The sequence below is a fragment of the Kribbella koreensis genome, from assembly GCF_039525325.1.
Classification (GTDB): Bacteria; Actinomycetota; Actinomycetes; order Propionibacteriales; family Kribbellaceae; genus Kribbella; species Kribbella koreensis.
On sequence record NZ_BAAAHK010000020.1, the window covers coordinates 176,761 to 200,865 of the forward strand.

Below are 24,105 nucleotides of genomic sequence, written 5' to 3' on the forward strand. Positions count from 1 at the left end.
CTTCGTGCCGGGCGCCCTCGACCGGCGCCCTCCGCGTCACGTCCTCAGCCCTGCGGCTCCGGGGCGTCATGCTTCGGCTATCTCGGAGATGCGCCAGGTGTTGGCGGCTGCCGTCAGGGTGACGCGGCGGGTTGTCGGTTTGCCTGGTGGGAAGGTTGTTCGCCGGCCGGCTGGGGTGACTGCCACGCCTGCGACGAAGCGGTCGACCACGCGTAGCACGACGGTTGTCTTGCCTTGGGTTTCCACGGTCACGGAATGGATCTGGAGGCGGAGTCCTTCGATGTGGAGTTGCTGCTTTCGGTAGGAGGACAGGAGATCGCGGTCGGCGGACCAGGGTGAGCTGCCGGGGACGTAGACGGAGTTCAGCTCGGTGGGGTCGAGCGTGGCGAACGCGTGCGAGCGGCGTACATCCAAAGCCTGCAAGGTCTGCAGCCACTGACCTTCGGTGGCCCGTGTCGGTTGAGCTGGCGGCGTGCTGGGTTTGTCGACGGCGGTGGGGTTGGGGGCTGGTTGGCCGAGGACGCCGGCGGCTGCCAAGCCGATGGCAAGGGTTGTCAGCGCACCCGCTCCGCAGGCCGCGAGGATCCCGTAGGCGGCGCGTTTGGTGCGCAGGAACTTCAGTGCGGATTGCCGGAAGCCTCCGCGTCTTTGGCCTGGAGGCTGAGGTCGCCGCAAGCTGATGGCGGGCGAAGGTGGGGCTGGGGTGGGCTCGGCCTCCTGGGTGAAGTTGAGGGAGATGGGGAGTGGGGTGGCTCGGTGGAGGGTTTGCTGGGCCAGGACGTCTGCGGTGGTGGTGAAGAGGGCTGCGGGGAAGGTTTTGGGGGTGCCGCCGGCCTGGTGGGCGATGGCGCCCAGGGCTGTGAGGTCGGCGGCAGGAGTGCTGGGTGGAGCCAGGGCACGGAGGCCCACGTCGGTGATGACCGGTCGGCCGTCGGCGTCGAACATGATGTCGTTGAGGTCCAGGTGCCCGTGGGTGAGACCGCTTCGGTGCAAGGCGGACAGACCTTGGGCCAGTGGGCTGATCAGGGTGACCAGTTCGCCTGGCGAGAGGGCGCCACGGCGCTCGAGCAGCGACGTGAGCGTGCCGGCTGCGACGTACTGACTGAAGAGGAGCCACTCTCGATCGGACTCTCTGACCTCGAGCAGGCGGGCGAGGTGTGGGTGGTCAATGGTGCGGGCGAGGTCGAGGTCGCCGATGAACTCCTTCGGCGCCATGACAGCGGATTTCGGGATGCGTTTGAGCACAGCGTGCCGCCCGGTGGCCAGGTCCCGGAGCAGCCAGACGGTACCGGCCGAGCCGGACCCGAGCCCACGGCGCAAGCCGTAGCCGGAGATGTCCTCGGATTCCATACCCAAGAGAGTGCCCGGATCGGCGCCGGCGGCCCGGAAGTTATCCACAGCCACCAGCCCGGCCGGGGTCCTGTGGATGGCGGCGAACGGCCGCGGAACGGGCGGCCTACACTCGAAGGCGTGAGGGCTATCAAGTATGTGGAGGCCGGATTCGGCGCCGACGCGGTGGACTACGAGACGGCCTGGGCCGAGCAACGGCGGCTCCACGCGCAGGTTGCCGACGGCACCGGCTCCGACACGGTCATCCTGCTCGAGCACCCGCCGGTCTACACAGCCGGCAAGCGCACCGAGCCACACGAGCGACCAGTCGACGGTACGCCGGTGGTCGACGTCGACCGTGGCGGCAAGATCACCTGGCACGGGCCCGGCCAGCTGGTTGGGTATCCGATCGTGAAGCTCGCCTCACACGTGTACGTCGTGGACTATGTGCGCCGGCTGGAAGAGGCGCTGATCGCGGTCTGCGGTGAGCTCGGCGTACGGACCGGGCGGGTCAAAGGCCGTAGCGGTGTCTGGGTGCCGGCCGATGAGCGCGGGCGGGAGCGGAAGATCGCGGCGATCGGGATCCGGGTGGCGCAGAGCGTCACGATGCACGGATTCGCGCTGAACTGCGACAACGACCTGACCTGGTTCGACCGGATCGTGCCGTGCGGGATCGCCGACGCCGACGTCACCACACTGTCGAAGGAGCTCGGCCGGGACGTGTCCATCGCCGAGGTGCTCGAGCCCGTCCGGCGGCACCTGGACGTGCTGCTGTCCTGGCAGGAGTACGAGCGCACGCCGGACCTCGACCACTCCGACGACCCGGCCCCGTCCGGCATCACGTACGGCCTGACCGTCTGATCCGGACTGCCTCACCGTCTGATCCGGACTGCCTCACCGTCCGAGCCGGACTGCCTCACCGTCTGCCCGCGGCGCCTCGCCATCGGTCGTGCGGCGCCATCGGCGTACGGCCCGTCGGGGCGGAGCGTAAAGATTGAGCGAAGTGTCTGCGCTGTGCGGAGCGTAAACGTCGCTACGGTGGGGATGTGTCCAAATTTCTCGGCTTCCTCCTTGGCATCGCGGTAGCGCTCGTCGGGCCGGCCATGTTCGGCGTCCTCGCGGCGGACGGCGGTATCAAGCTGAACGCGAAGGAGATGGCGCTTGCCTACGGCATCGGTGCGCTGATCTTCTGGGCCGTGGTGTCGTACTTCTCGGGCGCCGCGGCACTCGGGGCGGCGCTGACCTTCGGCGCGATGATCTACACCGTGCACTGGATCCCCAACCGGATGACGAACTTCCTCAACGACGTGCCGGGTGTGACGTCGGGGATGATCGACGGGATCAAGCAGTACACCGGAAACGGCGTGGTGCCGATCCTCGCGGTGATCTCGCTGGTGTTCGGGATCCAGTCGATCGTGCGGTCGGTGCAGCGGCGCCGCCGCGAGCGGGTGGAGGCGGAGCGCCGGCAGCGTGAGCAGGAGGCCGCGGTGCAGGCGCAGCAGATGCCGCAGCCGCCGCAGCCGGTGGGCGCGTATCCGGTTGCCGGGGGCGACTACCAGCCGGACGACCGGTTCGGGAACAACTTCGGGAACAGCAACTACGACGACCTGTTCGAGGAGGAGCCGACGCCGTTCAGGCCGCGCAACCAGGCGGACGAGCAGACGGCGCAGTTCGCCCGCTCCGAGGTGCCGACGGAGTACGACGACGATCGCGACGAGACACGTCTCGTCCCCACGGACGCCGACGAGACCGTGATGGTCCCCACCGGCAACCAAACCGTTGCCGACAGCTACGACGAAGACCCCACCCCGGAGCCCGAAGAAGCGCCGGACGAGGTAGAGACCCAACAGGTAGCGGCTGAGGAACCTGCAACGCAGCAGGTACCCGCGGCAGAGGCTGCAACGCAGCAGGTGCCGGTAGAAGAGCCCGCCGAGGCCGCAACACAGCAGGTGGCTGTGGAAGAACCGGCGAACGCTCCTACGCAGCAGGTGCCGGTGGTAGAGCCCGCGGCGGAGGCTGCCACGCAGCAGGTGCCGGTGGAAGAGTCTGCGCCGGCGGAGGCTGCCACGCAGCAGGTGCCGGTGGAGGAGCCGGTGGCTGAGGAGACTGTTGCTCAGCCGGTTCCGGTGCCGGTGCCTGAGCCGGAGGCTGTCAAGCCTGTTGCGCCGCGAGTCGCGGGTGGCGCTCCTGCCGCCGCGCCTCAGGTCGGCAGTCCACAAAGCAGCGGTTCGCAGGACGATGACGGCGGCGAGGCCACCCAGCCGATGCCTGTTGCACGGCCGGAAGCGCCGAAGGCTCCGCAAGCCCAGCCGCCCCAGGCCGAGGCACCCAAGGCCGAGGCGCCCAAGGCCGCGTTGCGCAAGGAAGAGATGGGCCAGCAGTACCGCGAGCGGATGGACCCGCCGGACGTCGACGACACCGGCGAGTTCTTCGTCGGAGCGTTCGAGAACCCGGCCGAGCAGGCCACCCAGCGGATGGAGCTCCCGGGCCAGTTCCGCAGCTGACAACAAAGCCAAAGAGAAGAGCCTCCACGAAAGTGGAGGCTCTTCGACGTTTCAGGCGACGTGCATCCGCTGATGCTGCCCCCACCGAGCATGCTCGGCGAACGCTTCGTCATAAGCATGGATCGCCATCTGGCACACATCCCCCGCCATCTGCGCCCGCGGAGATTCGGTGCTCCAGGCAAGCATCAACCGCCGGTGGATCGGATCCCCCACCAACGGCCGGGTGGTGACATCGGACGACAACATCCGGTACGACGTAGGCGAAATCAACGCCACGCCCTGCCCACTCGTCACAAACCCCATCAGCACCGAGGTGTCCACCGAGTGATGCTCGATCCGCGGCTGGAACCCCGCCTGCTCACAAGCTCCCCGGAACAACACATGGAACCCGCTGTCATCCGGCGGCTCCCCGATCCACTCCTCATCGGCCAGACTCGCCAGCTCGATCTCCCCACGATGCCGCGTCGCCACGGCCAACGGGTGATCAGCAGCCAGTACTACGTAAGCCGACTCCGACTCAACGATCGTGCAAGCCTCGACCCCGCTGGGCAACCGCAGTTCGAATCCGGGGAACTCCCGCAGCAACGCGAAATCCAGCCGCCCACTCTCCAGCTGCTGCAACAAGACGCTGGTGGCCCACTCGACCTCGATGCTCACCTGCTCGATCTCGCCGTGATCGCGCAGCCGGCTCGCGATCCCCGACATCGGCGCCGTCGGGAACCCACCGAGCCGGACCGCGCTCGACTCCACCGCCGTCATCGCCGACACCGTCGCGGACAGATGATCCACGTCGACGAGGATCGCCCGGGCCCGATCCACGGCGTACCGGCCGAGAGCGGTCGGGGTGACGCCGGTGCGGGAGCGCTCGAACAGCTCGCCGCCGAAGGCCGACTCGATCCGCTTGAGCTGCGCCGTCAGGCTCGGCTGGCTCACCTTCAGCCAGCGGGCGGCCCGGCCGACGGACCCCGCTTCTGCCACCAGGACCACCACCCGCAGGTGGCGCAGCTCGACGTTCATGCGTTGTGACCGTAGTCCACCCAGCGCGCCGGTACACAGTCGCCGCGTGTTGCGGTTTCGTCACAGCCCACTAAATTTCTGTAACGCCGGCCGGACTATCACGATAAGTCAGGACGCCTTCAGCGAGATCGCCTCTCGGTAACCGAGTTTCCGCCCGGTCTGCAGCAGCGTCCGCTCGTACAGGCGGGCCCCGAGCCGGATGATCAGCACGGTCGTCACGAGCAGGATCGCGATCGCGGCCAGCGGCTGCCACACCGGCACGTGCTCGGTCAGCATCCGTCCCGGCATCGACATCGACGAGGCGATCGGGATGAACGAGGCAACGGTCTTGGCCTCGGCGCCGGCGAAAGCGGAGAAGAAGAACGGAATCATCAGGATCATCTGCCCCGGCAACGTCGTCGAGCCGAGATCCTCCTGCCGGGTGGCCAGCGACCCGGCGACCGCCCAGAGCCCCGCCAGCGCGACGAACCCGAGGACGAAGAAGACCACGAACCAGCCCGCGACCGGCGCGATCACCTTGAGGATGTCGGCCTGGCCGGTCACCATCAGCCCGATCAGCGACGCGACCGCGATCACCACGATCTGCCCCAGCGCGAGCACGGTGTTGCCGATCACCTTGCCCCACAGCAGCGCCCGGATCGGGATCGCGGCGGCCAGGATCTCGACCACCCGGCTCTCCTTCTCCTGGACGACGCTCTGCGCGATCATCATCCCGAAGCTCAGCGCGGTGATGTAGAAGATCAGCGCCAGCCCGATGTTGACGAACCCGGCCACGACCTCGGGCAACGGTCCCGGATCGAGCAGCCGCTCCTGCACCTGGGTGCCAGCCCGCAGTTGCTCGGGCGTCATGCCGACACGCCCCGCGTTCGCCTCCATCCCGAGGTTGACGGCCGCTTCCCGCAGGTTGGTCTGCAACTCGCTGTCGACGCGTTGCTTCCCGAGTACTTCGAACCCGTCCTTGCCCGGCAGCAACGCCGCCTTCACATCGCCGTCCCGGACCAGCTTCTCGGCCGACGCGACGTCCGTAGTACGGGTGGCTTCGTAGCTGTCGCCGCCCTTGACCGCGTCCGCGACGGCGACGATCTTTGCGCCGGAATCGTCGAGTACGGCGATCTTGTCCTTGCCGCCCATCCCCGAGATCAGCGCCGGGATGATGGTCGCGGCCAGCACGACGATCAGCATGAACGCTGTCGAGCCGAGGAAGGTCTTGTCGCGGAGCTTGGTACTGATCTCGCGCTGGGCCACCAGCTGCCACGGGTGCCGCAGGGTGTCGTTGTTCATCGGGTCGCCTCCCGGAAGACGTCGCTGAGGGCCTGCCGTTCGGGCGCGAACTCCAGTACCGGCCCACGACTCATCGCCTGCTGCAGAACTTGTTGCACAAGGTCCCCGTCGTCGTCGGACCCGACGTCGAAGAGCGCCGCCGCACCGGCCACGTCCCGCACCGTGATCCCCGGTACGTCCCGCAGCCACCCCGCGTCCCCACCGACGACCAGCCGGTACGTCGTAGTCGGCCCGGCAGCCAATTCGGAAACGGGGCCAGCGGCAACCACCTTGCCCCGGGACAGCACCACCAGGTCGTCACACAGCCGCTCTACTAGCTCCAGCTGATGGCTGGAGAACAGCACCGGTACCTCCGGGGTGACCTCTTCGCGCAGCAGGTCCACCATCGCGTCGACCGCCAGCGGGTCGAGGCCGCTGAACGGCTCGTCCATCACCAACGCGATCGGCTCGTGGATCAGCGCCGCAGCGATCTGCACCCGCTGCTGGTTGCCCAGGGACAGCGTCTCCAGGGTGTCCCCCGCACGCTCGGCCAGCCCGAGCCGGGACAGCAGCTTGTCGGCCCGCTCGTCAGCGCGCGACCCGAGTCCGTGCAGCCGTCCGAAGAAGCCCAGTTGCTCGCGGATCTTCATCTTCGGGTACAGCCCACGCTCCTCGGGCATGTACCCGAAGTCGCGGCGCACCTCGGCCGACAACGGCTGACCGTTCCAGGTGACCGCGCCACCCGTGGGCGCCAGCACCCCCAGGATGATCCGCATCGTCGTCGTCTTGCCGGCCCCGTTCGCCCCGACGAACCCAGTCATCCGACCCGGCCGCACGTCGAAGCTCACGTCATCCAGCGCGAGGTGCTCACCGAACCGCCGGGTCAACCCAGCCACGCTCAGCATCCCGTTCACCGTTCCTCTACTACTCCGGCCCCCAGAACCAGGCATCCACCCGATCCACTCCCATCACCAGGAGTAGCCACCACGCTAACCATCCAGCGCCCGCAGTACGTCGCCCCGCAGTGTGATCACCCGGGTCATCCGCAGGGGGGACCGATCAGCCCGCAGGGCTGACACACGGGAACTCCCCCTGCCGGACCTGGCGCCCCTAGGGTTGGCAGGTGAAGCCAGTTCGTGCGCTCCTGCGAGCCGCCCACCGTGCACTGACCGACGACAACGTCGACCTCTGGCTGCTCACCGCGGCAGCAGCCGTCTTCACGGTGCTCGGCATCGTCGATGTGGCCGATATGAACGTCCTGAGCGCGGCGATCCTGGCACTGCTGGCCGCGTTGGCCTTCGCCCAGATCAAGTCGCGCAGGCTGGTCGCGCAGCTCGCCAAGAACCGGCCTGGAGCCGGCGGCGTGCTGCTGCACAACTACCCGGAAGACCTCGTCCGGCGGCGGGCCGAAGCCGATGACGTCCTCCTGATCGGGGTCTCGATGGCGCGCACCATCCAGGGTCGCCGCGACGACTTCCACAACGCACTGACCCGGGGCGCGTCACTGCGGGTGCTGCTCGTCGATCCGACCGACGAAGGACTGGTCGGACAAGCGGCCTTGCTCCGGCCGGCCGGACCTGCCGCTTTGATGGCCCAGCGGATCAGGTCGACCTTGGAGGAACTGGTCGAGCTCAAGGCCAGCACCAACGGCAGGCTGGAGATCCGGGTCGCACAGTTCATTCCGCCGATCGGGGTGAACCTGCTCCGGCACGCCCGCTCAGCCAGCATCACGGTCCAGTTCCCCGAGCTCCGACCCGTCTCGGGGCCGGGTCCGGTCCTGCACCTCGAGCAGGCCGACGGCGGCTGGTTCAGCTTCTACGAGCAGCAGGCCGAGCGGCTCTGGGCAGCCGGTACGCCGTGGCCGCTGCCCCCGAGCCGGCGGCTGCGGTCGATCGCACGGCCCCAGTTCGTCGAATCGTTCGGGCCCGATCTGATCACTGCGGTCAAGGCGGCCTCGGATCTGTTCATCACCGGCATCACTCGCAACACCTTGCTGAACTCGAACTACCTCGAGTTCGAGAAGTTGCTCCAGCGGGGCTGTCACCTCCGGGTCCTGCTGATCGATCCCGAATCTCCTGCCGCCGACGGAGCGGCCGAGCGCTTCTACTCGGAACGGTCCAAGCAGTCGGTGGTCACCAGGGTCGAGCATTCACTCCGCCTGCTGAGCCAACTGGCGGCAGAGACCCCCGGATCGGTCGAGGTCCGGCTGACATCGTATCTGCTGACATCCGGAATCGTCGCCGTGGACGTACCCACCGAGAATCGCGGCGACTTGTCCGGACTGTTCGTCGAGTACTACACCTTCCAGGCCGATGGCGAGCCGAAGTTCCTGCTGATCCCCGGCGATGCCGGCTTCGACCAGTTCCTGGGCGAGGCGGAGAAGCTGTGGGCCGCCGCCACGCCGGTCTGAAGGCTCAGTGCTCGTCGCCCGGTACGACGAGGCCGCATTCGTAGGCGAAGACGACTGCTTGGACTCGGTCGCGGAGGCCTAGCTTCAACAGGACTCGGGAGACGTGGGTCTTCACCGTGGCTTCGCCCACGAAGAGGGAGGTGGCTATTTCGGTGTTGGTGAGGCCCCGGGCGATGAGGCCTAGGACCTCGCGTTCGCGTTCGGTGAGGTCGGCGACGAGGTCGGGGCGGTAGACGCGTTCGCCGCCGCCGGTGAAGCGTTTGATGACTCGGCGGGTGACCTCGGGGGCCAGCAGGGCGTGGCCGGAGTGGACTACCTGGATGGCTTCGACGAGGTCTTCGGGGGCGGTGTTCTTCAACAAGAAGCCGCTGGCGCCTGCGCCGAGCGACTCGAAGAGGTAGTCGTCGCGGTCGAAGGTGGTCAGGATGATCACCTTGCCGGCGTCGGCGGTGACGATTCGCTGGGTCGCGGCGATGCCGTCGAGGCCGGGCATCTGGACGTCCATCAGGACGACGTCGGGGCGCAGCTCGAGGGCCAGCTCGACCGCCTTCTCACCGTCGGAGGCCTCGCCCACCACCTGGATGCCGGGCTCGACGGACAGGATCATCCGGAAGCCCGCCCGGACCAGGTCCTGGTCGTCGACGAGCAGGACGCGCATCGGCGTACCGGCCTCACTCATGCTTGTGGTTCTCCCTCAGGGATCGTGGGGTTCAGCGGGATCCGGGCGCGGACGCGGAAGCCGCCGACCGGACGCGGACCGATCTCGCTCTCGCCGCCGAGCAGGCTGACCCTCTCACGAATGCCGACGTGGCCGAGCCGGCTGCCGACCGGCGCGTGCTTCGGGCGGCCGTCGTCGATCACCTCGACCTCGACCGCGGTGTCGGCGAGATAGCGCAGCGTCACGTGTGCGCTCCGGGCGGTCGAGTGCCGGCGAACGTTCGTCAGCGCCTCCTGCGCGATCCGGTACACCGACACCGAGACGGTCTCCGGCAACGTCACCGGCTGCCCGATCTGATGGAACCCGACCGACAACCCCTCCCCGTTCGCCGTCGACACCAGTGCGGGCAACCGATCAGCACCCGCCTGCGGAGCCTTCCCAGCCGGTACACCGAGATCGTCGTCCAGGTCCGGATCGGCGGCCCGGAGCATCCCCAGCAACTGACGCATCTCGTTGACCGCGGTCCGGCTGGAGTTCTCGATCACGCTCAACGCGTTCTTGGCCGCATCCGGATCGGAGTCCATCACCCGGCGGGCTCCCCCGGCCTGTACGCCGATGCTGCTGATGTGGTGCGCGACCACATCGTGCAGCTCCCGCGAGATCCGCAGCCGCTCGTCGATCACCGCCCGGCGCGCGTTAGCCTGCTGCTGGGTGGCCAGTTCCTCGGCCTGCTGCTCCAGCTCATGCCGCTGCCGGGCGACGCCCCACGCGGTCCGGCCCCAGAAGTACGCGCCGAAGAAGTAAAGGACGTTCAGCGCGAAGTTCAGCAGGACGAAGGACACGTACGGCGAGAGCATGCCGCCGCCCGGGCCCTTGATCGAGTCGTCGTTCAGCGCCTTGACGAAGCCCCAGCCGAGCCAGCCGAACATGCCCACGAAGACGACGACCATCGTCAGCTTCATCCGGCGCCGGTCCCGCGCCCACGCGACGGCCGCGTAGATCGCCATGAACTGGGTCGCCTGGGTGACCAGGTTGCCGACGAAGGCGAACGTGTTCCACTCGCCGTTGACGAAGAACAGCACCGAGACGACGACCAGCACCGACAGTGGGTAGCGCCGGCGCAGGCAGAGCGGCAACGCGACGGCCGCGCTCAGGACGTACGCCCCGACTCCCCCGAAGCCCATGTCGACCGGGATGCCGGAGGTACTGCGGGCCAGATCGGTCCCGATGACAGCGGCCAGGGCCATCCCGAGCCCGAGGAACACGTCCTGCCGCAGCTGACGCCGGGTGGGACCGGGTCGCCGCCACTCGGTGGTATTCGTCACAGCCGGCGCAGCGGTCGGCAGCGGCTCGGCGGGCTGCGACGTCTCCGCCGTGGCGGAGCGCAGTACCGGCTGCTGCGGCTGCGAGGTGGACATGGTTGCCCAGCCTACGGGTGGGGCCGCCGGGCGTGTCGGAGCGCCGCGTACTCTGGTGGGCGTGACGATCGCCCCAGAAGGACGGAAGCTGCTCAGGCTCGAAGTGCGCAACGCGGAGACCCCGATCGAGCGCAAACCCGAGTGGATCAAGACGCGCGCCAAGATGGGCCCGGAGTACCAGAAGCTGCAGAAACTGGTGAAGTCCGAAGAGCTCCACACGGTCTGCCAGGAAGCCGGCTGCCCGAACATCTTCGAGTGTTGGGAAGACCGCGAAGCGACCTTCCTGATCGGTGGCGACCAGTGCACCCGGCGCTGCGACTTCTGCCAGATCGACACCGGCAAGCCGCTGGACCTGGACCGCGACGAGCCGCGCCGGGTCGCCGAGTCCGTCGTGAAGATGGGCCTGCGCTACGCGACCGTGACCGGTGTCGCCCGCGACGACCTGCCCGACGGCGGCGCCTGGCTGTACGCCGAGACCATCCGCCAGATCCACGCGCTCAACCCCGGGACCGGCGTCGAGATGCTCGCGCCGGACTTCAACGCCGTACCGGAGCAGCTGGCCGAGGTGTTCTCGTCCCGCCCGGAGGTGTTCGCGCACAACGTCGAGACGGTGCCGCGGATCTTCCGCCGGATCCGGCCGGGCTTCCGCTACGAGCGGTCGCTCGACGTGATCACCCAGGCCCGCGACTTCGGTCTCGTCACCAAGTCCAACCTGATCCTCGGCATGGGCGAGACCCGTGAGGAGGTCAGCCAGGCGCTGACCGACCTGCACGACGCCGGCTGCGAGATCATCACCATCACGCAGTACCTGCGCCCCTCGGTGCGGCACCACCCGGTCGAGCGCTGGGTCCGCCCGGAGGAGTTCGTCGAGATGCAGGAGGAGGCCGAGGAGATCGGCTTCGCCGGAGTCATGTCGGGTCCGCTCGTGCGTTCGTCGTACCGGGCCGGTCGGCTGTACCGTCAGGCTGTGGAGTCGCGGATGACCTCCGCCACCCAGGATGCTTAGAACCGACCGCAGAAACCACGGACAAAGGTAGAGATGGCCAAGAACGACGCGCCAGAAGAGAAGACCGGCCGGCTCAAGCAGATCCGGTCGGCGTACCAGCTGACGAAGAAGTCCGACCCACGGATCGGGCTGATCCTGGCCGGGATCTTCCTGGCCGTGGTCGCGGTGTTCGTGGTGGTCGGCATCCTGGTCGGCCCGCTGCTGGTCTGGATCCCGCTGGGCGTCGCGCTCGGCTTCCTGGCCGCCACCATCATCTTCGGCCGCCGGGTCGAGAAGGCGGCGTACAGCCAGATCGAGGGCCAGGCCGGCGCGGCCGCCTCGGCGCTGCAGACGCTGCGCCGCGGCTGGAACGTGACGCCGGCCGTCGCGGTCACCAAGAACGCCGACATCGTGCACCGGGTGGTCGGCCGGCCCGGCATCGTGCTGGTCGGCGAGGGCCAGGCCAGCCGGGTGAAGAACCTGCTCGCCGCCGAAGGCAAGAAGCACCAGCGGGTGGCCGGCGGTGCGCCGGTGACCCAGATCATCGCCGGCAAGGGCGAGGGCGAGATCGACATCCGCAAGCTGACCAAGCACGTGATGAAGCTCCCGCAGGCGCTGCAACCGTCCGAGATCACCGATCTGCTCCAGCGGCTGAAGGCGCTCGACGCCGTCCGGCCGCAGGTGCCGATGCCCAAGGGCCCGCTGCCGACCAGCATGAAGGGCGCCCGGCAGGCGATGAAGGGCCGCTGACCGTAACGCAACAGGCCCCACCGCCGTTTTCCCTGCGTGAGGACTTTCTTGTGCCTCGTGTCGCGCCCTGAGGTCGGTCACCGGCCTTAGGGTGCGACCAGGGACGGGATGAGAAACCAGGGGTAGAGCTGATGACCGATCTGTACACCGCTGTGCACGAGCCGGCGGTGGAGACGTGGCCGTCCCTGGCGGCCCCGCGCTCCAATCCGGTACGCCGGGCCGGCGCGCACGCCGCCTTGCGCTTCATCGCGCGAGACCTGCCGGCCACCATCACGCTCGACAACCGCAGCTACGGCCTCGGTGGCCCGGCGATGCGGGTGCACCGTACGGGCCCGTTCCTGGACCGGCTCGGTCACGACGCGGGCTCCGGTTTCGGCGAGGCGTACCTGGCCGGCGACTGGGACCCGGAGCCTGGCACCGACCTGGCCGATCTGCTGCTGCCGTTCGCGCAGCGGTTCAGCTCCGAACAGGACCGCCACCTGCTGCCGAAGTGGGCGCAGTCGCTGCGCTGGCTGGTGACCCGGTCGCAGCCGTCCGATCAGGAGAACGACCGGGCCGGCGCGCGGGAGAACATCAGCCGCCACTACGACCTGAGCAACGCGATGTTCAGCGAGTTCCTCGATCCGTCACTGACGTACTCCGCGGCGCTGTTCGATCAGCAACCCGAGTCGGACCTGGCGACGGCGTCGCACGACGAACTGTCCAACGCCCAGCTGCGCAAGCTCGACGCGATCCTCGACGCGGCCGGCGTGGTCTCGGGATCGCGGGTGCTCGACATCGGCTGCGGCTGGGCGAGCCTGGCGATCCGCGCGGCCCAGCGCGGCGCCTGGGTGACGGCCATCACGATCGCCTCGCAGCAGGCGCTGCTCGCCCAGCGCCGGATCGCCGACGCCGGGGTGAGCGACCGGGTCCAGGTCGCGTTGCGTGACTACCGCGACCAGATCGGTGTCTTCGACGCGGTCCTGAGCGTGGAGATGATCGAGGCGGTCGGCGAGAAGTACTGGCCGGTGTACTTCGACGCGATCGAGCGGCGGCTGGCGCCGGGGGGCAAGGCCGTCATCCAGGCGATCGTGATGCCGCACGACCGGATGCTCGCCACCCGCAACACCTTCACCTGGGTGCAGAAGTACATCTTCCCCGGCGGCCTGATCCCGTCCGTCGACGTGATCGAGCAGGTGACCGCCCAGCACACCGGCCTGCAGACCGAGGTGCTGCGGCACATGGGCATGGACTACGCCCGCACCCTCCGGATCTGGCGCAACCGCTTCATCGAGCACTGGCCGGCCATCGCCGACCTCGGCTTCGACGCGACCTTCCGCCGGATGTGGGAGTTCTACCTCGCGTACTCCGAGGCGGGCTTCCGGGCCGGCTACCTCGACGACGTACAGATCCTGCTCACCAAGCGCTTCGGCTAGCGCCGGACGACGATCGTGCCGGCGGCCAGGTCGTGCAGGCCGCGGTGGTCCTTGTCGAAGACGACGGCCGGAAGTACCAGGCAGAGCAGGAGAGTGCGGATCGCACCGCCCAGTAGGCCTACCTGGGCGGCGTAGCCCTCGCCGCCCGGCTTGGTACGGATCACTCGCAGGCCGAGCAGGCGGTGGCCGATGGTCGAGCCGGCCAGGCCGACCAGGATCGCTGACATGGCGAAGAAGATCACCAGCTGGGCGGTGTTGAAGTCGTTGCCACCGGCCCAGATGGGTTTGCCGACCACCGCGGAGGCGATCAGGCCGGCCACCAGCCAGTCGGCGAACAGGGCGGCGAGGCGGCGGCCCCAGCCCGCGACGGAGCCCTGACCGGCCTCCGGCAGGCCCAGCCGGTTGCCCGGATATCGGAAATCTCCGGTGGGTCCTGCCCCGGATTGCGCAGATGATGCCATGATGACCAGGCTAGTGCGGCGGTTGAGGATCTCACTCCCCGCCCGCCCCCTACCAGTGGGTCAGCGCGGACACGCTGGGCGTAACATCCGCGAAACACTGGGGTCACGACCGAGTAATCGGCAGGGCCTACGTTCAGATGAATCTCTGAGCCACCCCGAGGAGTATGTATGTTTTCCAGCGCTGAGGAGCTGCTCGCCTACGTCAAGGACGAGGGCGTCGTGTTCATCGATGTCCGGTTCTGTGACCTGCCGGGCATCATGCAGCACTTCACCGTCCCGGTCGGGTCCTTCGGTCCGGAGGTCTTCGAAGACGGCCTCCAGTTCGACGGTTCGTCGATCCGGGGCTTCCAGCAGATCCACGAGTCGGACATGTCCCTGCTGCCCGACCCGACGACGGCGTATCTCGACCCGTTCCGTGCGGACAAGACGCTCATCATCAACTTCTTCGTCCACGACCCGCTGACGGGTGAGGCCTACAGCCGCGACCCGCGCAACATCGCCCGCAAGGCGCAGGAGTACCTGAAGTCGACCGGCATCGCCGACACCGCCTTCTTCGCGCCCGAGGCCGAATTCTACGTCTTCGACGACGTGCGGTTCGAGACCAAGCAGAACGAGAGCTACTACCACATCGACTCCGTCGCCGGCGCCTGGAACACCGGCCGGGTCGAGGAGGGTGGCAACCGCGGCTACAAGGTCCGGTACAAGGGTGGGTACTTCCCCGCGCCGCCGGTCGACCACTTCGCCGACCTGCGCAACGACATCACCAAGCACCTCGAGACCAGCGGGCTGACCGTCGAGCGCGCCCACCACGAGGTCGGCACCGCGGGCCAGGCGGAGATCAACTACCGCTTCGACACGCTGCTCACCGCGGCCGACGACCTGATGAAGTTCAAGTACATCGTCAAGAACACCGCCTGGGAGGCCGGCAAGACCGCGACCTTCATGCCGAAGCCGATCTTCGGCGACAACGGCTCGGGCATGCACTGCCACCAGTCGCTGTGGAGCAACGGCGACCCGCTGTTCTACGACGAGTCCGGCTACGGCGGCCTGTCCGACGTCGCCCGCTGGTACATCGGCGGCATCCTCAAGCACGCGCCGTCGCTGCTGGCCTTCACCAACCCGACGGTGAACTCGTACCACCGCCTGGTGCCGGGCTTCGAGGCGCCGGTCAACCTGGTCTACTCGCAGCGCAACCGCTCGGCCTGCATCCGGATCCCGATCACCGGGTCCAACCCGAAGGCCAAGCGGATCGAGTTCCGCTGCCCCGACCCGTCGTCCAACCCGTACCTGGCCTTCTCGGCCCAGCTGCTGGCCGGTATCGACGGCATCCGCAACAAGATCGAGCCCGCGGACCCGATCGACAAGGACCTGTACGAGCTGCCGCCGGAGGAGCACTCCTCGGTCGCGCAGGTCCCCACCTCGCTGCCGGCCGTGATCGACTCGCTCGAGGCCGACCACGAGTTCCTGCTCGAGGGTGACGTCTTCACCGGCGACCTGATCGAGACCTGGATCGACTTCAAGCGCGAGAACGAGATCGCCCCGATCGCGCTCCGCCCCCACCCGCACGAGTTCGAGCTGTACTACGACGTCTGAGTTCCACCTGATCGACGCTCCGAGCCCACCCGCATCGCGCGGGTGGGCTCGTTGCGTTCTCAGGTCCTGAGACGGCTAAGGGGAGTAAGTTCAGTGAAATAGTCTTGTTTGTATGAGCCTCGAGACGCTGTGGTACATCCCGAATCAGGTGGAGCCCGGGCATCGTGGGGACGATGCGGTGCAGGATCACAACAGTCTGGATCGGCTGACTGAGTTGGCTGAGCTGACTGAGCGGCACGGGTGGGGCGGGGCGTTGCTGGGGACCGGGTGGGGGCGGCCGGATACGTTGACGGTTGCTACTGCGTTGGCGGCTCGGACGTCTACTTTCCAGCCGCTGGTGGCGATTCGGCCGGGGTACTGGCAGCCGGCGCATTTCGCGTCGGCGTCGTCGACGCTGGATGAGTTGTCGGGTGGGCGGCTGCTGGTCAACATCGTGTCGGGGCAGGACAATCTGGCGGCGTACGGGGACAGCGAGGGTGATCAGGCGCAGCGCTACGGGCGTACTCGCGAGTTCTTGCAACTGGTTCGGCGGCTGTGGACGGAGGAGGACGTCACCTTCGCGGGTGAGTACTTCTCGGTCACGGGATCGACGGTCGCCACCAGGCCGGTCGCTCGCGAGGGCCGGCCGCATCCTCGGCTGTACTTCGGTGGCGCATCGCCCGCCGCCGAACGCGTCGCGGCGACCGATGCCGACGTACAACTCTTCTGGGGCGAGCCGTTGGACGGCATCGCCGAGCGCATCGACCGGTTGAGGGGCCTGACCGCCGAGCTGGGCCGGGAGCACGCGCCGCTCGAATTCGGTCTGCGCATCACCACCCTGGTCCGCGACACCACCGACCAGGCGTGGGCCGATGCCGAGGCCAAGGTCGCCAAGATGGCCGAGTCCAGCACCTATCGCGATGAGCGCCGCTTCAAGGCAGTAGGCCAGCAACGCCTCCTCGAGCTGGCGGACCGCGGCGAGGTGCTCGACGACATCCTCTACACGGCCCCCGGCAAGTACGGCGGCGGTGGCGCCGGTACGACGTGGCTCGTCGGCTCCGCCCAGGACGTCGCCAAGGCGCTCCGCAAGTACCAGGACCTCGGCATCACGCACTTCATCCTCAGCGACACGCCCTACCGCGAAGAGATCATCCGAATCGGCGACCAATTGCTTCCACTGCTGTCGAATTGATGCTCGGCGTAAGCCCCACTTGTGATCTCCTAGCCGGGTGTCCCTGACAGTACTGCGAACGCTGGGCGGCGGTCCGTACGCCGAAGTCGGCCGGCCGACTGTTTCCGCGAGCAGCCCGGACGGCGAGCGGGTCGCCATCGCCGGCGAACTCGGTTCGCTCTACTGGCCAGGCGACGCAACCCTCACCGGCACCCGCGGTCACCGTCTCGGCGTCTACCGCGACGGCTCCTGCGAGTGGTTGGTGCAGCCCAGGTGGCCGGTCCGATCGCTGGCGTTCCATCCCGGACTTCCGTTGCTCGCGATCGGCATCGGCAGCTACGACGGCGGCTTCTCCTTCGAAGGCGACCTGCTCCTGCTCGACCTCGGCACCGGCAAGGTGATCGAGGCGCTCGGTCGCAACGGTCGCGAAGTCCGGCAGGTCGAGTGGGCCGACACCCACACCCTGCGCGTGCTGGTCGCGCCACTCGACGACGACGAGCTCGACGAGAAGGCGCACACGCATTCGTATCCGATGGAGATCACCGGCGACGACTGGACGGCGTGGCCGCGGATCGAGTTGCCGCACACGGCCGACTCGATGGTCGAGTACCCGACGCCTCCCCTCGACCAGACGCTGACCGAGTTCGAGTGGAGCGGCCGGACTCACGTCTGGGCGGTCGAATGTCTGGACGACGGGCGGGTGCTGGCCGCGCTCGAGAGCAGGGAGCTCGAGTGCTGGGGCGTCGACGGTGAGCTGGAGTGGGAGATCGCCGAGGGGTCCAGCGGTCGGCAGATCGCACTGTCGGCAGACGGGCTGACCGCTTGGGTGAACTCCGAATGGCCGGACGACTTCGGCACCTCCAGGGACCTCGTACTGCTCGCCACCGGACAGATCATCGAGGAGGTCGAGTTCGACGGCGCGACGACGATGACGAGTTCGCTCGGCTGGATCGCACTGCGCGGTACCGCGCCGAAGCCGGGCCGGCTGACCCTGGTCGACGCGTTCGGAGATGTTGCCGAGGGCCCCGAACTGACCGGGTTCGACCCGGCCAACCATCCGTTCGCGATCCGCCGCGCCACCGAACTCCTTTTCCTGCAAGGCGATGAGGACAAGCCCTGGCGCAACAAGTGGGTCGTCGCTGTCGATCCCTACGCCTTGACGGTCCGCCGTCTGTTCCCGCTCGACTGGCAAGGATCACGACAGCTCTTCGGTGGTCCGGGCGTCATGCTCGAAGACGACCTCGTCCACGCCGGCACGGTCTACGACAGCAGCGGACTCCAGCCCGGTGGGTCGTTCGTCGTACGCCGGGCGCTCGCCGACGGTTCGGCGTACTGGGTGTTCACGACCGACTCCCCCGCCACCGCGATCGGCGAACTCAACGGCGTCCTGTACGTCGGCTACGCCAACGGCGACCTGGTCGCCCTCGACGCAGCCCTCGGCAACGTCCGCTGGCGCACTCGCTTCACCCTCGACGGCCAACCCGCGATACCACTGAGCCTCGCCACCGCAGCACCAAATCGATTGGTTATCGGCACCACCGACGGCCGGATTGCGGACTGCCGGATCAGACGCTGACCGATCGGGCAATGGTGCTCGACTGGGTGGGCGATTGATGGGTAGGTTCCCTGAGGGTTTGAAGCCGGAGTACGGTGGATATCACCGAAAGTAGGGGAACCGCCACTCCCTGTCGCCGGAGGGGTGGGACTCGCACCGCCACATGCTGTAAGGAGTCCCGATGGTCGACTACCTCCCACGCTCTGCGTGGGGTGCCCGAGCGCCCAAACCAGGGCCCGGCAACCTGCTCGCCGCGCGGGTGCGGGGCGTCGCGATCCACTGGCCAGGGACCGGTACTACGACGCCCATCCACAGTCAGGCCTCGGTCGCGTCCGCGTTGCGCGGCTGGCAGGCGTTCCATATGGACGATCGCGGCTGGTCCGACATCGCGTACCAGGTCGCCGTCGATCAATCCGGCCGGGCCTGGACGTTGCGCGGTCTGCGCGAACAATCCGGCGCCAACGGCGACGTCGCCGTCAACCAGCAGTACGGCGCGATCCTGCTGGTGCTGGTCACCGGCGAGCAGCCGACGGCCGCGATGAAGGCGACCACGCGCGCCGTCGTCGCCGACTTCCGCCGGCTCTACCCCCGCGGTACGACGATCGTGCCGCACTCCGCGATCCGCCCCGACCCGACCGACTGCCCAGGACCGGCCGCACGCGCCGCCATCACCCGTGGGGACTTCAACCCCGACGGCTCATCGGAGGACGAGATGACTCCCGCCCAGATGCAGGAACTGAAGAACTTCATCGAGGCCCGCACCCAGGCCTACGCGCTCTGGGTGCAGAAGCAACTGTCCCGCCAGGTCGAGGAGGTGGGCAAGAAGTACGCCCTCGACATCAAGAACTTCGAGCGGCAGACCGACGGCCCCGACGCCGCCCGGGCCGCGGCCGCCGTCTGGGCCACCCAGCCCAAACCCACCGACAACCCCACCGGCCCCACCGACCCGGTCGACCCGACGGACCCCACGGACCCGGTCGACCCGGCGGATCCCAGCGATCCCAGCGACCCGACGGACCCCGCTGACCCGAACGATCCGGGCGGCCCCAAGGACCCGACCGAGCCCGAGGACCCGAAGGACTCGGCCGGGCTCGTGCTCGACCCGTTCCCCCCGTTGCCGCCCCCTACACCGGCCACCCCCACCCCGGAGAACTGACCGTCAAACCCACCACCTGACCGTCAAACCCACCACTTGACGGGCGCACCCACCACTTGACCGTCAAACCCACCACTTGACCGGCGCACCCACCACTTGGTGTTCAAGCCCACCACTGGTGGGCTTGAACACCTTGGCGTGGCCTTGAACACCAATGGGCGACCTTGAACAAGCTATTTCGTGTTCAAGGTCGCCCTTTCGTGTTCAAGGTTGCCCTTCGGTGTTCACGGTCGCCCTTAGGTGTTCAAGGTCGCCCTTCGGTGTTCACGGTCGCCGGTTCTGTACCGGGAGCGGTTCCGGATCTCGGGGTTACTTAGACTGACTCTTGAATTAAGTAGGGAAGTTAGCTTTCCTTAGGGAGCGCAGCGTTTGAATGCGCATTCCCGCCCCCGAAAACTGCATCAGGAGAGTCGATGACTCCAGGAGACGCCCCACTCCGCCTTCCCCCGCGAACCCGCCGGTTCGCCGCGATCGCCGCGGCTCTGGTGGCCGCGGTAGTCGCAACAGGTCTGACCGTTGCCAACTCCAACGACGCCAGCGCCGCCATCTCGCCGACCGGCTGGAACACGGTCGTCAGCAAGAACAGCAGCAAGTGCGTCGATGCCCGGGCAGCCGCCACCGCCAACGGCACGGCGGTGCAGCAGCAGGCCTGCAACAGCAGCACCGCCCAGCAGTGGCAGTTCCAGCCGACGACCAACGGGTACGTCCGGGTCAACGCGCTCAACAACGCGGCCCAGGCGCTCGACGTCACCAACGTCTCCACCGCGGACAGCGCGCCGATCCAGCTGTGGTCGTACAGCAACGGACTCAACCAGCAGTGGCTGCCCGTCGAGGAGTCGGACGGCGCGTACCACCTCGTCAACCGCAACAGCGGCAAGTGCCTCGACGTACCGGGTGCTTCGACCGCTGACGGACTCCAGTTGCAGCAGTACACCTGCAACGGGACCGCTGCCCAATCGTTCAGGATCAACCCCGTGGACGGCACTCCCCCGACCGACCCGCCCGCGGGTCAGCCCGACTTCGGCCCGAACGTGTCGATCTTCGACCCGTCGATGTCGCAGAGCAGCATCCAGAACAAGCTCAACTCGGTCTTCAGCCAGCAGGAGCAGAACCAGTTCGGCGAGCAGCGGGTCGCGCTGCTGTTCAAGCCCGGCACGTACAACGTGAGCGCCAACGTCGGCTTCTACACCCAGGTCGCCGGTCTCGGCCTGACGCCGGACAGCGTCAACATCAACGGCGCGGTGCACGTCGAGGCCGACTGGTTCCCGCCGCAGAACGCGACCCAGAACTTCTGGCGAGGCGCCGAGGGCCTGACCATCACCCCGCCCGGTGGGCTCGACCGCTGGGCCGTTTCGCAGGCAGCGTCGTACCGGCGTAACCACCTCAAGGGCAACCTCGCGCTGGACGACGGCGGCTGGGCCAGCGGCGGCTTCATGGCCGACACGCTGGTCGACGGGCAGGTCCGTTCCGGCAGCCAGCAGCAGTGGATCTCCCGGAACACCAACTGGGGCAGCTGGACCGGACAGAACTGGAACATGGTCTTCGTCGGCGCGCAGAACGCACCGGCCGGGACCTTCCCGGACCCGCCGTACACCAAGGTCGCGCAGACCCCGGTGGTCCGCGAGAAGCCGTACCTGTACGTCGATGCCGCGGGCAACTACCAGGTCTTCGTCCCGGCGCTGAAGTCGAACTCGGCCGGACCCGGCTGGGTCGGCGGCAACCCCGCCGGTCAGTCGCTGCCGATCAGCCAGTTCTACATCGCCAAGCAGGGCGACTCCGCGGCGACGATCAACGCGCAGCTCGCGGCCGGCAAGGATCTCCTGTTCACGCCGGGCGTCTACCGGCTCAGTGACCCCCTGCGGATCAACCGCGCCAACACCGTCGTCCTCGGCCTCGGCCTGGCGACGCTGATGCCGACCAGCGGGACGCAGTCGATCACCATCGCCGATGTCGACGGCGTGAAGGTCGCCGGCCTGCTGATCGACGCGGCGCCGACCAACTCGCCGTTGCTGATGGAGATCGGCCCGACCGGGTCGTCGGCGAACCACTCGGCGAACCCGACCTCGCTGCACGACGTGTACTTCCGGATCGGCGGCGCGGCCGTCGGCAAGGCGACCGAGACGCTGCGGATCAACAGCAACAACGTGATCATCGACCACACCTGGCTGTGGCGCGGTGACCACACGTACGGCGTCGGCTGGAACTCGAACACCGCGGCGACCGGGTTGGTCGTCAACGGCAACGACGTGACGGCGTACGGGTTGTTCGTCGAGCACTACCAGAAGTACCAGACGATCTGGAACGGGAACGGGGGCCGGACGTACTTCTACCAGAACGAGATGCCGTACGACCCGCCGAACCAGGCCGCCTGGATGAACGGCTCGACCCGCGGCTACGCGGCGTACAAGGTGGCCGACTCGGTCACCACCCACGAGGCGTGGGGCCTGGGCAGCTACTGCGTCTTCAACGACGACCCGAGCATCGTGGCCGACCGGGCCTTCGAAGTCCCGAACAAACCCGGCGTCAAGTTCCACTCGATGGTGACCGTCTCGCTCGGCGGCAAGGGCACCATCTCCCACGTCATCAACAACACCGGCGGCCCCTCCAACTCCGCCAACAACAAGGCGCAGGTAACCAGCTACCCCTGACGCCCGACCGGACTAGGGTCCGGCCGCGATCTGCCCCGCGGCCGGCCCCTACCACTCAACGCCCTGCAGCTGTCAGGGGCGGCAGGGCGTTGAGTGTCGGCCCTACCTGCTTGGCTGACCCCGTGGAGATCACCGAGCTGTCCGAGCGGGTAGAGAAGTTGTCAGCCAGGTACGGCGAGCACCTGGGCATCGAACGAGACGGCGACTGGTTCCTGCTGAAACTCCAGGAGGAGGTCGGCGAGCTGACCCAGGCCTACCTGCAGGTCACCGGCCGAGCCCGCACCAAGGGCAGCTCACCCGACGAGATCCGGGCCGCCTTCCAGCTGGAGTTCGCCGACGTCTTCTGCCAGCTACTCCTGCTGGCCCGCCACTGCGATGTCGACGTACCGGCTGCGATCGAGCGCAAGTGGCTCTCGCACGAGTGAGCTGACAGGGTTGCGGGCATGGAGATCACTGCCGGTTTTTTCGCCCTCGGCGGCGTCGCTCTGACCGCTCTGCTCGGCGAGCTTCGCGGGTGGCGCGAGACTCGGGTCAAGCAGACGACCGAGCTGAACACCTTGCGGCGCGAGACGTACATCCGCGCTCTGCACGATGTGGAGGCGGTGTCGGCCAGCATCGGGCTGTGGTCCGGGACGGTGCCGGGGCCCGAGGAGGTCGAGACGGTCAGCGCGGCGCCGTTCTTTGCCGCGCTGACCAAGGCCTACGAGTCGCTCAACGAGGTACGGCTGCTGGGTGGGGATCAGCTGCCGGCGCTGGCGATGATGGACGTACTGCGGACCTTCCGCAATCAGGTCGAGTCGGGCAAGCGCGAAGTACCCAGCGCCGGCGTCCAGCGCAATGCCATGCTCGTCGCCTTCCGCAACGACCTCGGTCTCAGCTAGCCGCTCGGCCGCGGCGGGGTTGGGCGTTTCTGAAGAGCATGGAGATGGTTGCGGTTTGGGTGACGAAGATGATGGTCCAGCCGGTCCATGCCAGCCAGGAGGGCATGTCGTTCGGGATGAAGTGCTCCAGCAGGAAACCGATGAAGGCGTAGCCGAAGGGCCAGATGAGGGTGCCCAGGCACTTCTCGTTGCGGGTCCAGCGGTCGGAGGTCCAGAGCAGCACGACCCCGATCACCCAACCGAACAGGAAGACGAGGCCGCCGAGGGCCAGCAGCAGCAACGCCGTCGCGTCGCGGCGGCGCAGGCGCGGCTCGTCGACCAGGACCAGGCCGTCGGTGGCGGCCAGGACTATTTCTTCCGGGGTGCCGAGCCGGGCGAGCATGTCGCGGATCTCGGGCTCGGTGACGGCGCCCTCGGCGCGGGCCTCGGCGATGTGGGCGGTGACCTCGGCGATCAGGTCGGTACGCCGTGCCTCCGGCAGCGGCTCGGCCTCTTTGGTCAACCGGCGCAGGTAGTCGTCCACCAAGCGGTCCGCGTCGTTCTGCACGTTCATCCCTGTCTCCCTCGCCCCAGTACGGTGTCGACCGAGTTCCGGAACCGCTCCCAGTCGGCGGCGAACGCAGCCAGCGCCAGCCGCCCTTCACCAGTGCTCTTGTAGTACCGCCGCGGCGGCCCGGACCCCGACTCACGCCAGGTGGTCTCCACCAGCCCCTCCCGCCGCAATCGCGCCAGCAGCGGGTAGATGGTCCCTTCGGTGGTGACCAGCCCGTCGACCTCGCCGAGCTCCTTGACCAGCTCGAACCCGTAGCGCTCCTCCCCCTGCAGCAACGCGAGCACGCAGAACTCGAGCGTCCCGCGGCGCAGCTGGGTGAAGACCTTCTCCGCTACCATGCGATACAAGGTACCTGCGTACGC

Annotated in this window: 22 protein-coding genes; 13 read left to right on the top strand and 9 right to left on the bottom strand. The window is 68.0% G+C overall.

Features of this window, described 5'->3' with window-relative positions:
• Positions 1 to 66: 66 nt before the first annotated feature.
• Positions 67 to 1,350 carry a protein kinase domain-containing protein gene (locus ABD116_RS35925; RefSeq protein ID WP_343981132.1) on the bottom strand — a complete coding sequence of 428 codons (1,284 nt, stop codon included), beginning with the start codon at positions 1,348 to 1,350 and terminating at the stop codon, positions 67 to 69.
• Positions 1,351 to 1,470: 120 nt separating this feature from the next.
• Between ABD116_RS35925 and lipB the strand changes: the two genes are divergently transcribed.
• Together lipB and ABD116_RS35935 are read left to right on the top strand one after the other, a co-directional pair.
• Positions 1,471 to 2,190, top strand: a complete 720-nt coding sequence (gene lipB / locus ABD116_RS35930; protein WP_343981135.1) for a lipoyl(octanoyl) transferase LipB — start codon at positions 1,471 to 1,473, stop codon at positions 2,188 to 2,190.
• Between the two features lie 185 nt (positions 2,191 to 2,375).
• Complete coding sequence (locus ABD116_RS35935) at positions 2,376 to 3,833, top strand: hypothetical protein (protein ID WP_343981138.1); 1,458 nt, start codon at positions 2,376 to 2,378, stop codon at positions 3,831 to 3,833.
• 51 nt (positions 3,834 to 3,884) lie between these two features.
• Here the strand turns inward: ABD116_RS35935 and ABD116_RS35940 are convergent, their stop codons facing one another.
• The 3 genes from ABD116_RS35940 to ABD116_RS35950 form a co-directional block, all read right to left on the bottom strand.
• Complete coding sequence (locus ABD116_RS35940) at positions 3,885 to 4,850, bottom strand: LysR family transcriptional regulator (protein WP_343981141.1); 966 nt, start codon at positions 4,848 to 4,850, stop codon at positions 3,885 to 3,887.
• 108 nt (positions 4,851 to 4,958) lie between these two features.
• Entirely contained in the window at positions 4,959 to 6,131 is a 1,173-nt protein-coding gene (locus ABD116_RS35945) for an ABC transporter permease (protein WP_343981144.1), read from the bottom strand.
• On the bottom strand, positions 6,128 to 7,060 hold the full coding sequence (locus ABD116_RS35950) for an ABC transporter ATP-binding protein (RefSeq protein WP_425552224.1): 933 nt from the start codon (positions 7,058 to 7,060) through the stop codon (positions 6,128 to 6,130). Before ABD116_RS35950 ends, ABD116_RS35945 begins: the two co-directional genes overlap by 4 nt.
• A gap of 173 nt (positions 7,061 to 7,233) precedes the next feature.
• On the opposite strand from ABD116_RS35950, the gene ABD116_RS35955 reads away from it, so the two are divergent.
• Positions 7,234 to 8,520 carry a hypothetical protein gene (locus tag ABD116_RS35955; RefSeq protein WP_343981147.1) on the top strand — a complete coding sequence of 429 codons (1,287 nt, stop codon included), beginning with the start codon at positions 7,234 to 7,236 and terminating at the stop codon, positions 8,518 to 8,520.
• A gap of 4 nt (positions 8,521 to 8,524) precedes the next feature.
• On the opposite strand, the gene ABD116_RS35960 is transcribed toward ABD116_RS35955, so the two are convergent.
• Together ABD116_RS35960 and ABD116_RS35965 are read right to left on the bottom strand one after the other, a co-directional pair.
• Entirely contained in the window at positions 8,525 to 9,199 is a 675-nt protein-coding gene (locus ABD116_RS35960) for a response regulator (protein ID WP_343981150.1), read from the bottom strand.
• Positions 9,196 to 10,596: a sensor histidine kinase gene (locus tag ABD116_RS35965; RefSeq protein WP_343981153.1), complete on the bottom strand. Its 1,401-nt coding sequence runs from the start codon at positions 10,594 to 10,596 to the stop codon at positions 9,196 to 9,198. The genes ABD116_RS35960 and ABD116_RS35965 overlap by 4 nt, the downstream gene beginning before the upstream one ends.
• 61 nt (positions 10,597 to 10,657) lie before the next feature.
• Here ABD116_RS35965 and lipA point away from each other — a divergent pair, with 61 nt between their 5' ends.
• From lipA to ABD116_RS35980, 3 genes are all read left to right on the top strand, one after another.
• Positions 10,658 to 11,602, top strand: coding sequence for a lipoyl synthase (gene lipA / locus ABD116_RS35970; protein WP_343981157.1), 945 nt, complete (start codon positions 10,658 to 10,660; stop codon positions 11,600 to 11,602).
• Between the two features lie 33 nt (positions 11,603 to 11,635).
• The gene (locus ABD116_RS35975) at positions 11,636 to 12,331 is read left to right on the top strand and encodes a DUF4191 domain-containing protein (protein ID WP_343981161.1); all 696 of its coding nucleotides are present in this window, start codon (positions 11,636 to 11,638) and stop codon (positions 12,329 to 12,331) included.
• 131 nt (positions 12,332 to 12,462) lie between these two features.
• A complete protein-coding gene (locus ABD116_RS35980) occupies positions 12,463 to 13,746 on the top strand; it encodes a class I SAM-dependent methyltransferase (protein WP_343981164.1) in 1,284 nt (427 codons plus the stop codon).
• Here ABD116_RS35980 and ABD116_RS35985 read toward each other — a convergent pair.
• The gene (locus ABD116_RS35985; RefSeq protein ID WP_343981167.1) at positions 13,743 to 14,207 is read right to left on the bottom strand and encodes an RDD family protein; all 465 of its coding nucleotides are present in this window, start codon (positions 14,205 to 14,207) and stop codon (positions 13,743 to 13,745) included. The two genes, ABD116_RS35980 and ABD116_RS35985, sit on opposite strands and share 4 nt — an antisense overlap.
• A gap of 168 nt (positions 14,208 to 14,375) precedes the next feature.
• Between ABD116_RS35985 and glnA the strand changes: the two genes are divergently transcribed.
• The 7 genes from glnA to ABD116_RS36020 all read left to right on the top strand — a co-directional run bounded on the left by glnA (position 14,376) and on the right by ABD116_RS36020 (position 23,190).
• Entirely contained in the window at positions 14,376 to 15,800 is a 1,425-nt protein-coding gene (gene glnA, locus ABD116_RS35990; protein WP_343981169.1) for a type I glutamate--ammonia ligase, read from the top strand.
• Between the two features lie 112 nt (positions 15,801 to 15,912).
• Positions 15,913 to 16,971 (top strand): LLM class flavin-dependent oxidoreductase, encoded by a 1,059-nt coding sequence (locus ABD116_RS35995; protein ID WP_343981172.1) that lies wholly within the window; start codon positions 15,913 to 15,915, stop codon positions 16,969 to 16,971.
• 37 nt (positions 16,972 to 17,008) lie between these two features.
• Entirely contained in the window at positions 17,009 to 18,526 is a 1,518-nt protein-coding gene (locus tag ABD116_RS36000; protein ID WP_343981174.1) for a hypothetical protein, read from the top strand.
• Between the two features lie 160 nt (positions 18,527 to 18,686).
• The gene (locus ABD116_RS36005; protein ID WP_343981177.1) at positions 18,687 to 19,661 is read left to right on the top strand and encodes a peptidoglycan recognition protein family protein; all 975 of its coding nucleotides are present in this window, start codon (positions 18,687 to 18,689) and stop codon (positions 19,659 to 19,661) included.
• A 413-nt stretch (positions 19,662 to 20,074) separates the two neighbouring features.
• A complete protein-coding gene (locus ABD116_RS36010) occupies positions 20,075 to 22,309 on the top strand; it encodes an RICIN domain-containing protein (RefSeq protein ID WP_343981180.1) in 2,235 nt (744 codons plus the stop codon).
• 122 nt (positions 22,310 to 22,431) lie between these two features.
• Positions 22,432 to 22,734: a nucleoside triphosphate pyrophosphohydrolase family protein gene (locus ABD116_RS36015; RefSeq protein ID WP_343981183.1), complete on the top strand. Its 303-nt coding sequence runs from the start codon at positions 22,432 to 22,434 to the stop codon at positions 22,732 to 22,734.
• A gap of 18 nt (positions 22,735 to 22,752) precedes the next feature.
• Entirely contained in the window at positions 22,753 to 23,190 is a 438-nt protein-coding gene (locus ABD116_RS36020) for a hypothetical protein (RefSeq protein WP_343981186.1), read from the top strand.
• Here the strand turns inward: ABD116_RS36020 and ABD116_RS36025 are convergent.
• Positions 23,183 to 23,743, bottom strand: coding sequence for an HAAS signaling domain-containing protein (locus tag ABD116_RS36025; protein WP_343981188.1), 561 nt, complete (start codon positions 23,741 to 23,743; stop codon positions 23,183 to 23,185). The genes ABD116_RS36020 and ABD116_RS36025 overlap by 8 nt on opposite strands.
• Entirely contained in the window at positions 23,740 to 24,081 is a 342-nt protein-coding gene (locus ABD116_RS36030) for a PadR family transcriptional regulator (protein ID WP_343981191.1), read from the bottom strand. Before ABD116_RS36030 ends, ABD116_RS36025 begins: the two co-directional genes overlap by 4 nt.
• Positions 24,082 to 24,105 lie beyond the last annotated feature (24 nt).

Coding starts and splice junctions, on each gene's coding strand:
- ABD116_RS35925 (WP_343981132.1), bottom strand. CDS start 1,350: ATGGAATCCGAGGACATCTCCGGCTACGGCTTGCGCCGTGGGCTCGGG.
- ABD116_RS35940 (WP_343981141.1), bottom strand. CDS start 4,850: ATGAACGTCGAGCTGCGCCACCTGCGGGTGGTGGTCCTGGTGGCAGAA.
- ABD116_RS35945 (WP_343981144.1), bottom strand. CDS start 6,131: ATGAACAACGACACCCTGCGGCACCCGTGGCAGCTGGTGGCCCAGCGC.
- ABD116_RS35950 (WP_425552224.1), bottom strand. CDS start 7,060: ATGCCTGGTTCTGGGGGCCGGAGTAGTAGAGGAACGGTGAACGGGATG.
- ABD116_RS35960 (WP_343981150.1), bottom strand. CDS start 9,199: ATGAGTGAGGCCGGTACGCCGATGCGCGTCCTGCTCGTCGACGACCAG.
- ABD116_RS35965 (WP_343981153.1), bottom strand. CDS start 10,596: ATGTCCACCTCGCAGCCGCAGCAGCCGGTACTGCGCTCCGCCACGGCG.
- ABD116_RS35975 (WP_343981161.1), top strand. CDS start 11,636: ATGGCCAAGAACGACGCGCCAGAAGAGAAGACCGGCCGGCTCAAGCAG.
- ABD116_RS35980 (WP_343981164.1), top strand. CDS start 12,463: ATGACCGATCTGTACACCGCTGTGCACGAGCCGGCGGTGGAGACGTGG.
- ABD116_RS35985 (WP_343981167.1), bottom strand. CDS start 14,207: ATGGCATCATCTGCGCAATCCGGGGCAGGACCCACCGGAGATTTCCGA.
- glnA (WP_343981169.1), top strand. CDS start 14,376: ATGTTTTCCAGCGCTGAGGAGCTGCTCGCCTACGTCAAGGACGAGGGC.
- ABD116_RS35995 (WP_343981172.1), top strand. CDS start 15,913: ATGAGCCTCGAGACGCTGTGGTACATCCCGAATCAGGTGGAGCCCGGG.
- ABD116_RS36005 (WP_343981177.1), top strand. CDS start 18,687: ATGGTCGACTACCTCCCACGCTCTGCGTGGGGTGCCCGAGCGCCCAAA.
- ABD116_RS36010 (WP_343981180.1), top strand. CDS start 20,075: ATGACTCCAGGAGACGCCCCACTCCGCCTTCCCCCGCGAACCCGCCGG.
- ABD116_RS36020 (WP_343981186.1), top strand. CDS start 22,753: ATGGAGATCACTGCCGGTTTTTTCGCCCTCGGCGGCGTCGCTCTGACC.
- ABD116_RS36025 (WP_343981188.1), bottom strand. CDS start 23,743: ATGAACGTGCAGAACGACGCGGACCGCTTGGTGGACGACTACCTGCGC.
- ABD116_RS36030 (WP_343981191.1), bottom strand. CDS start 24,081: ATGGTAGCGGAGAAGGTCTTCACCCAGCTGCGCCGCGGGACGCTCGAG.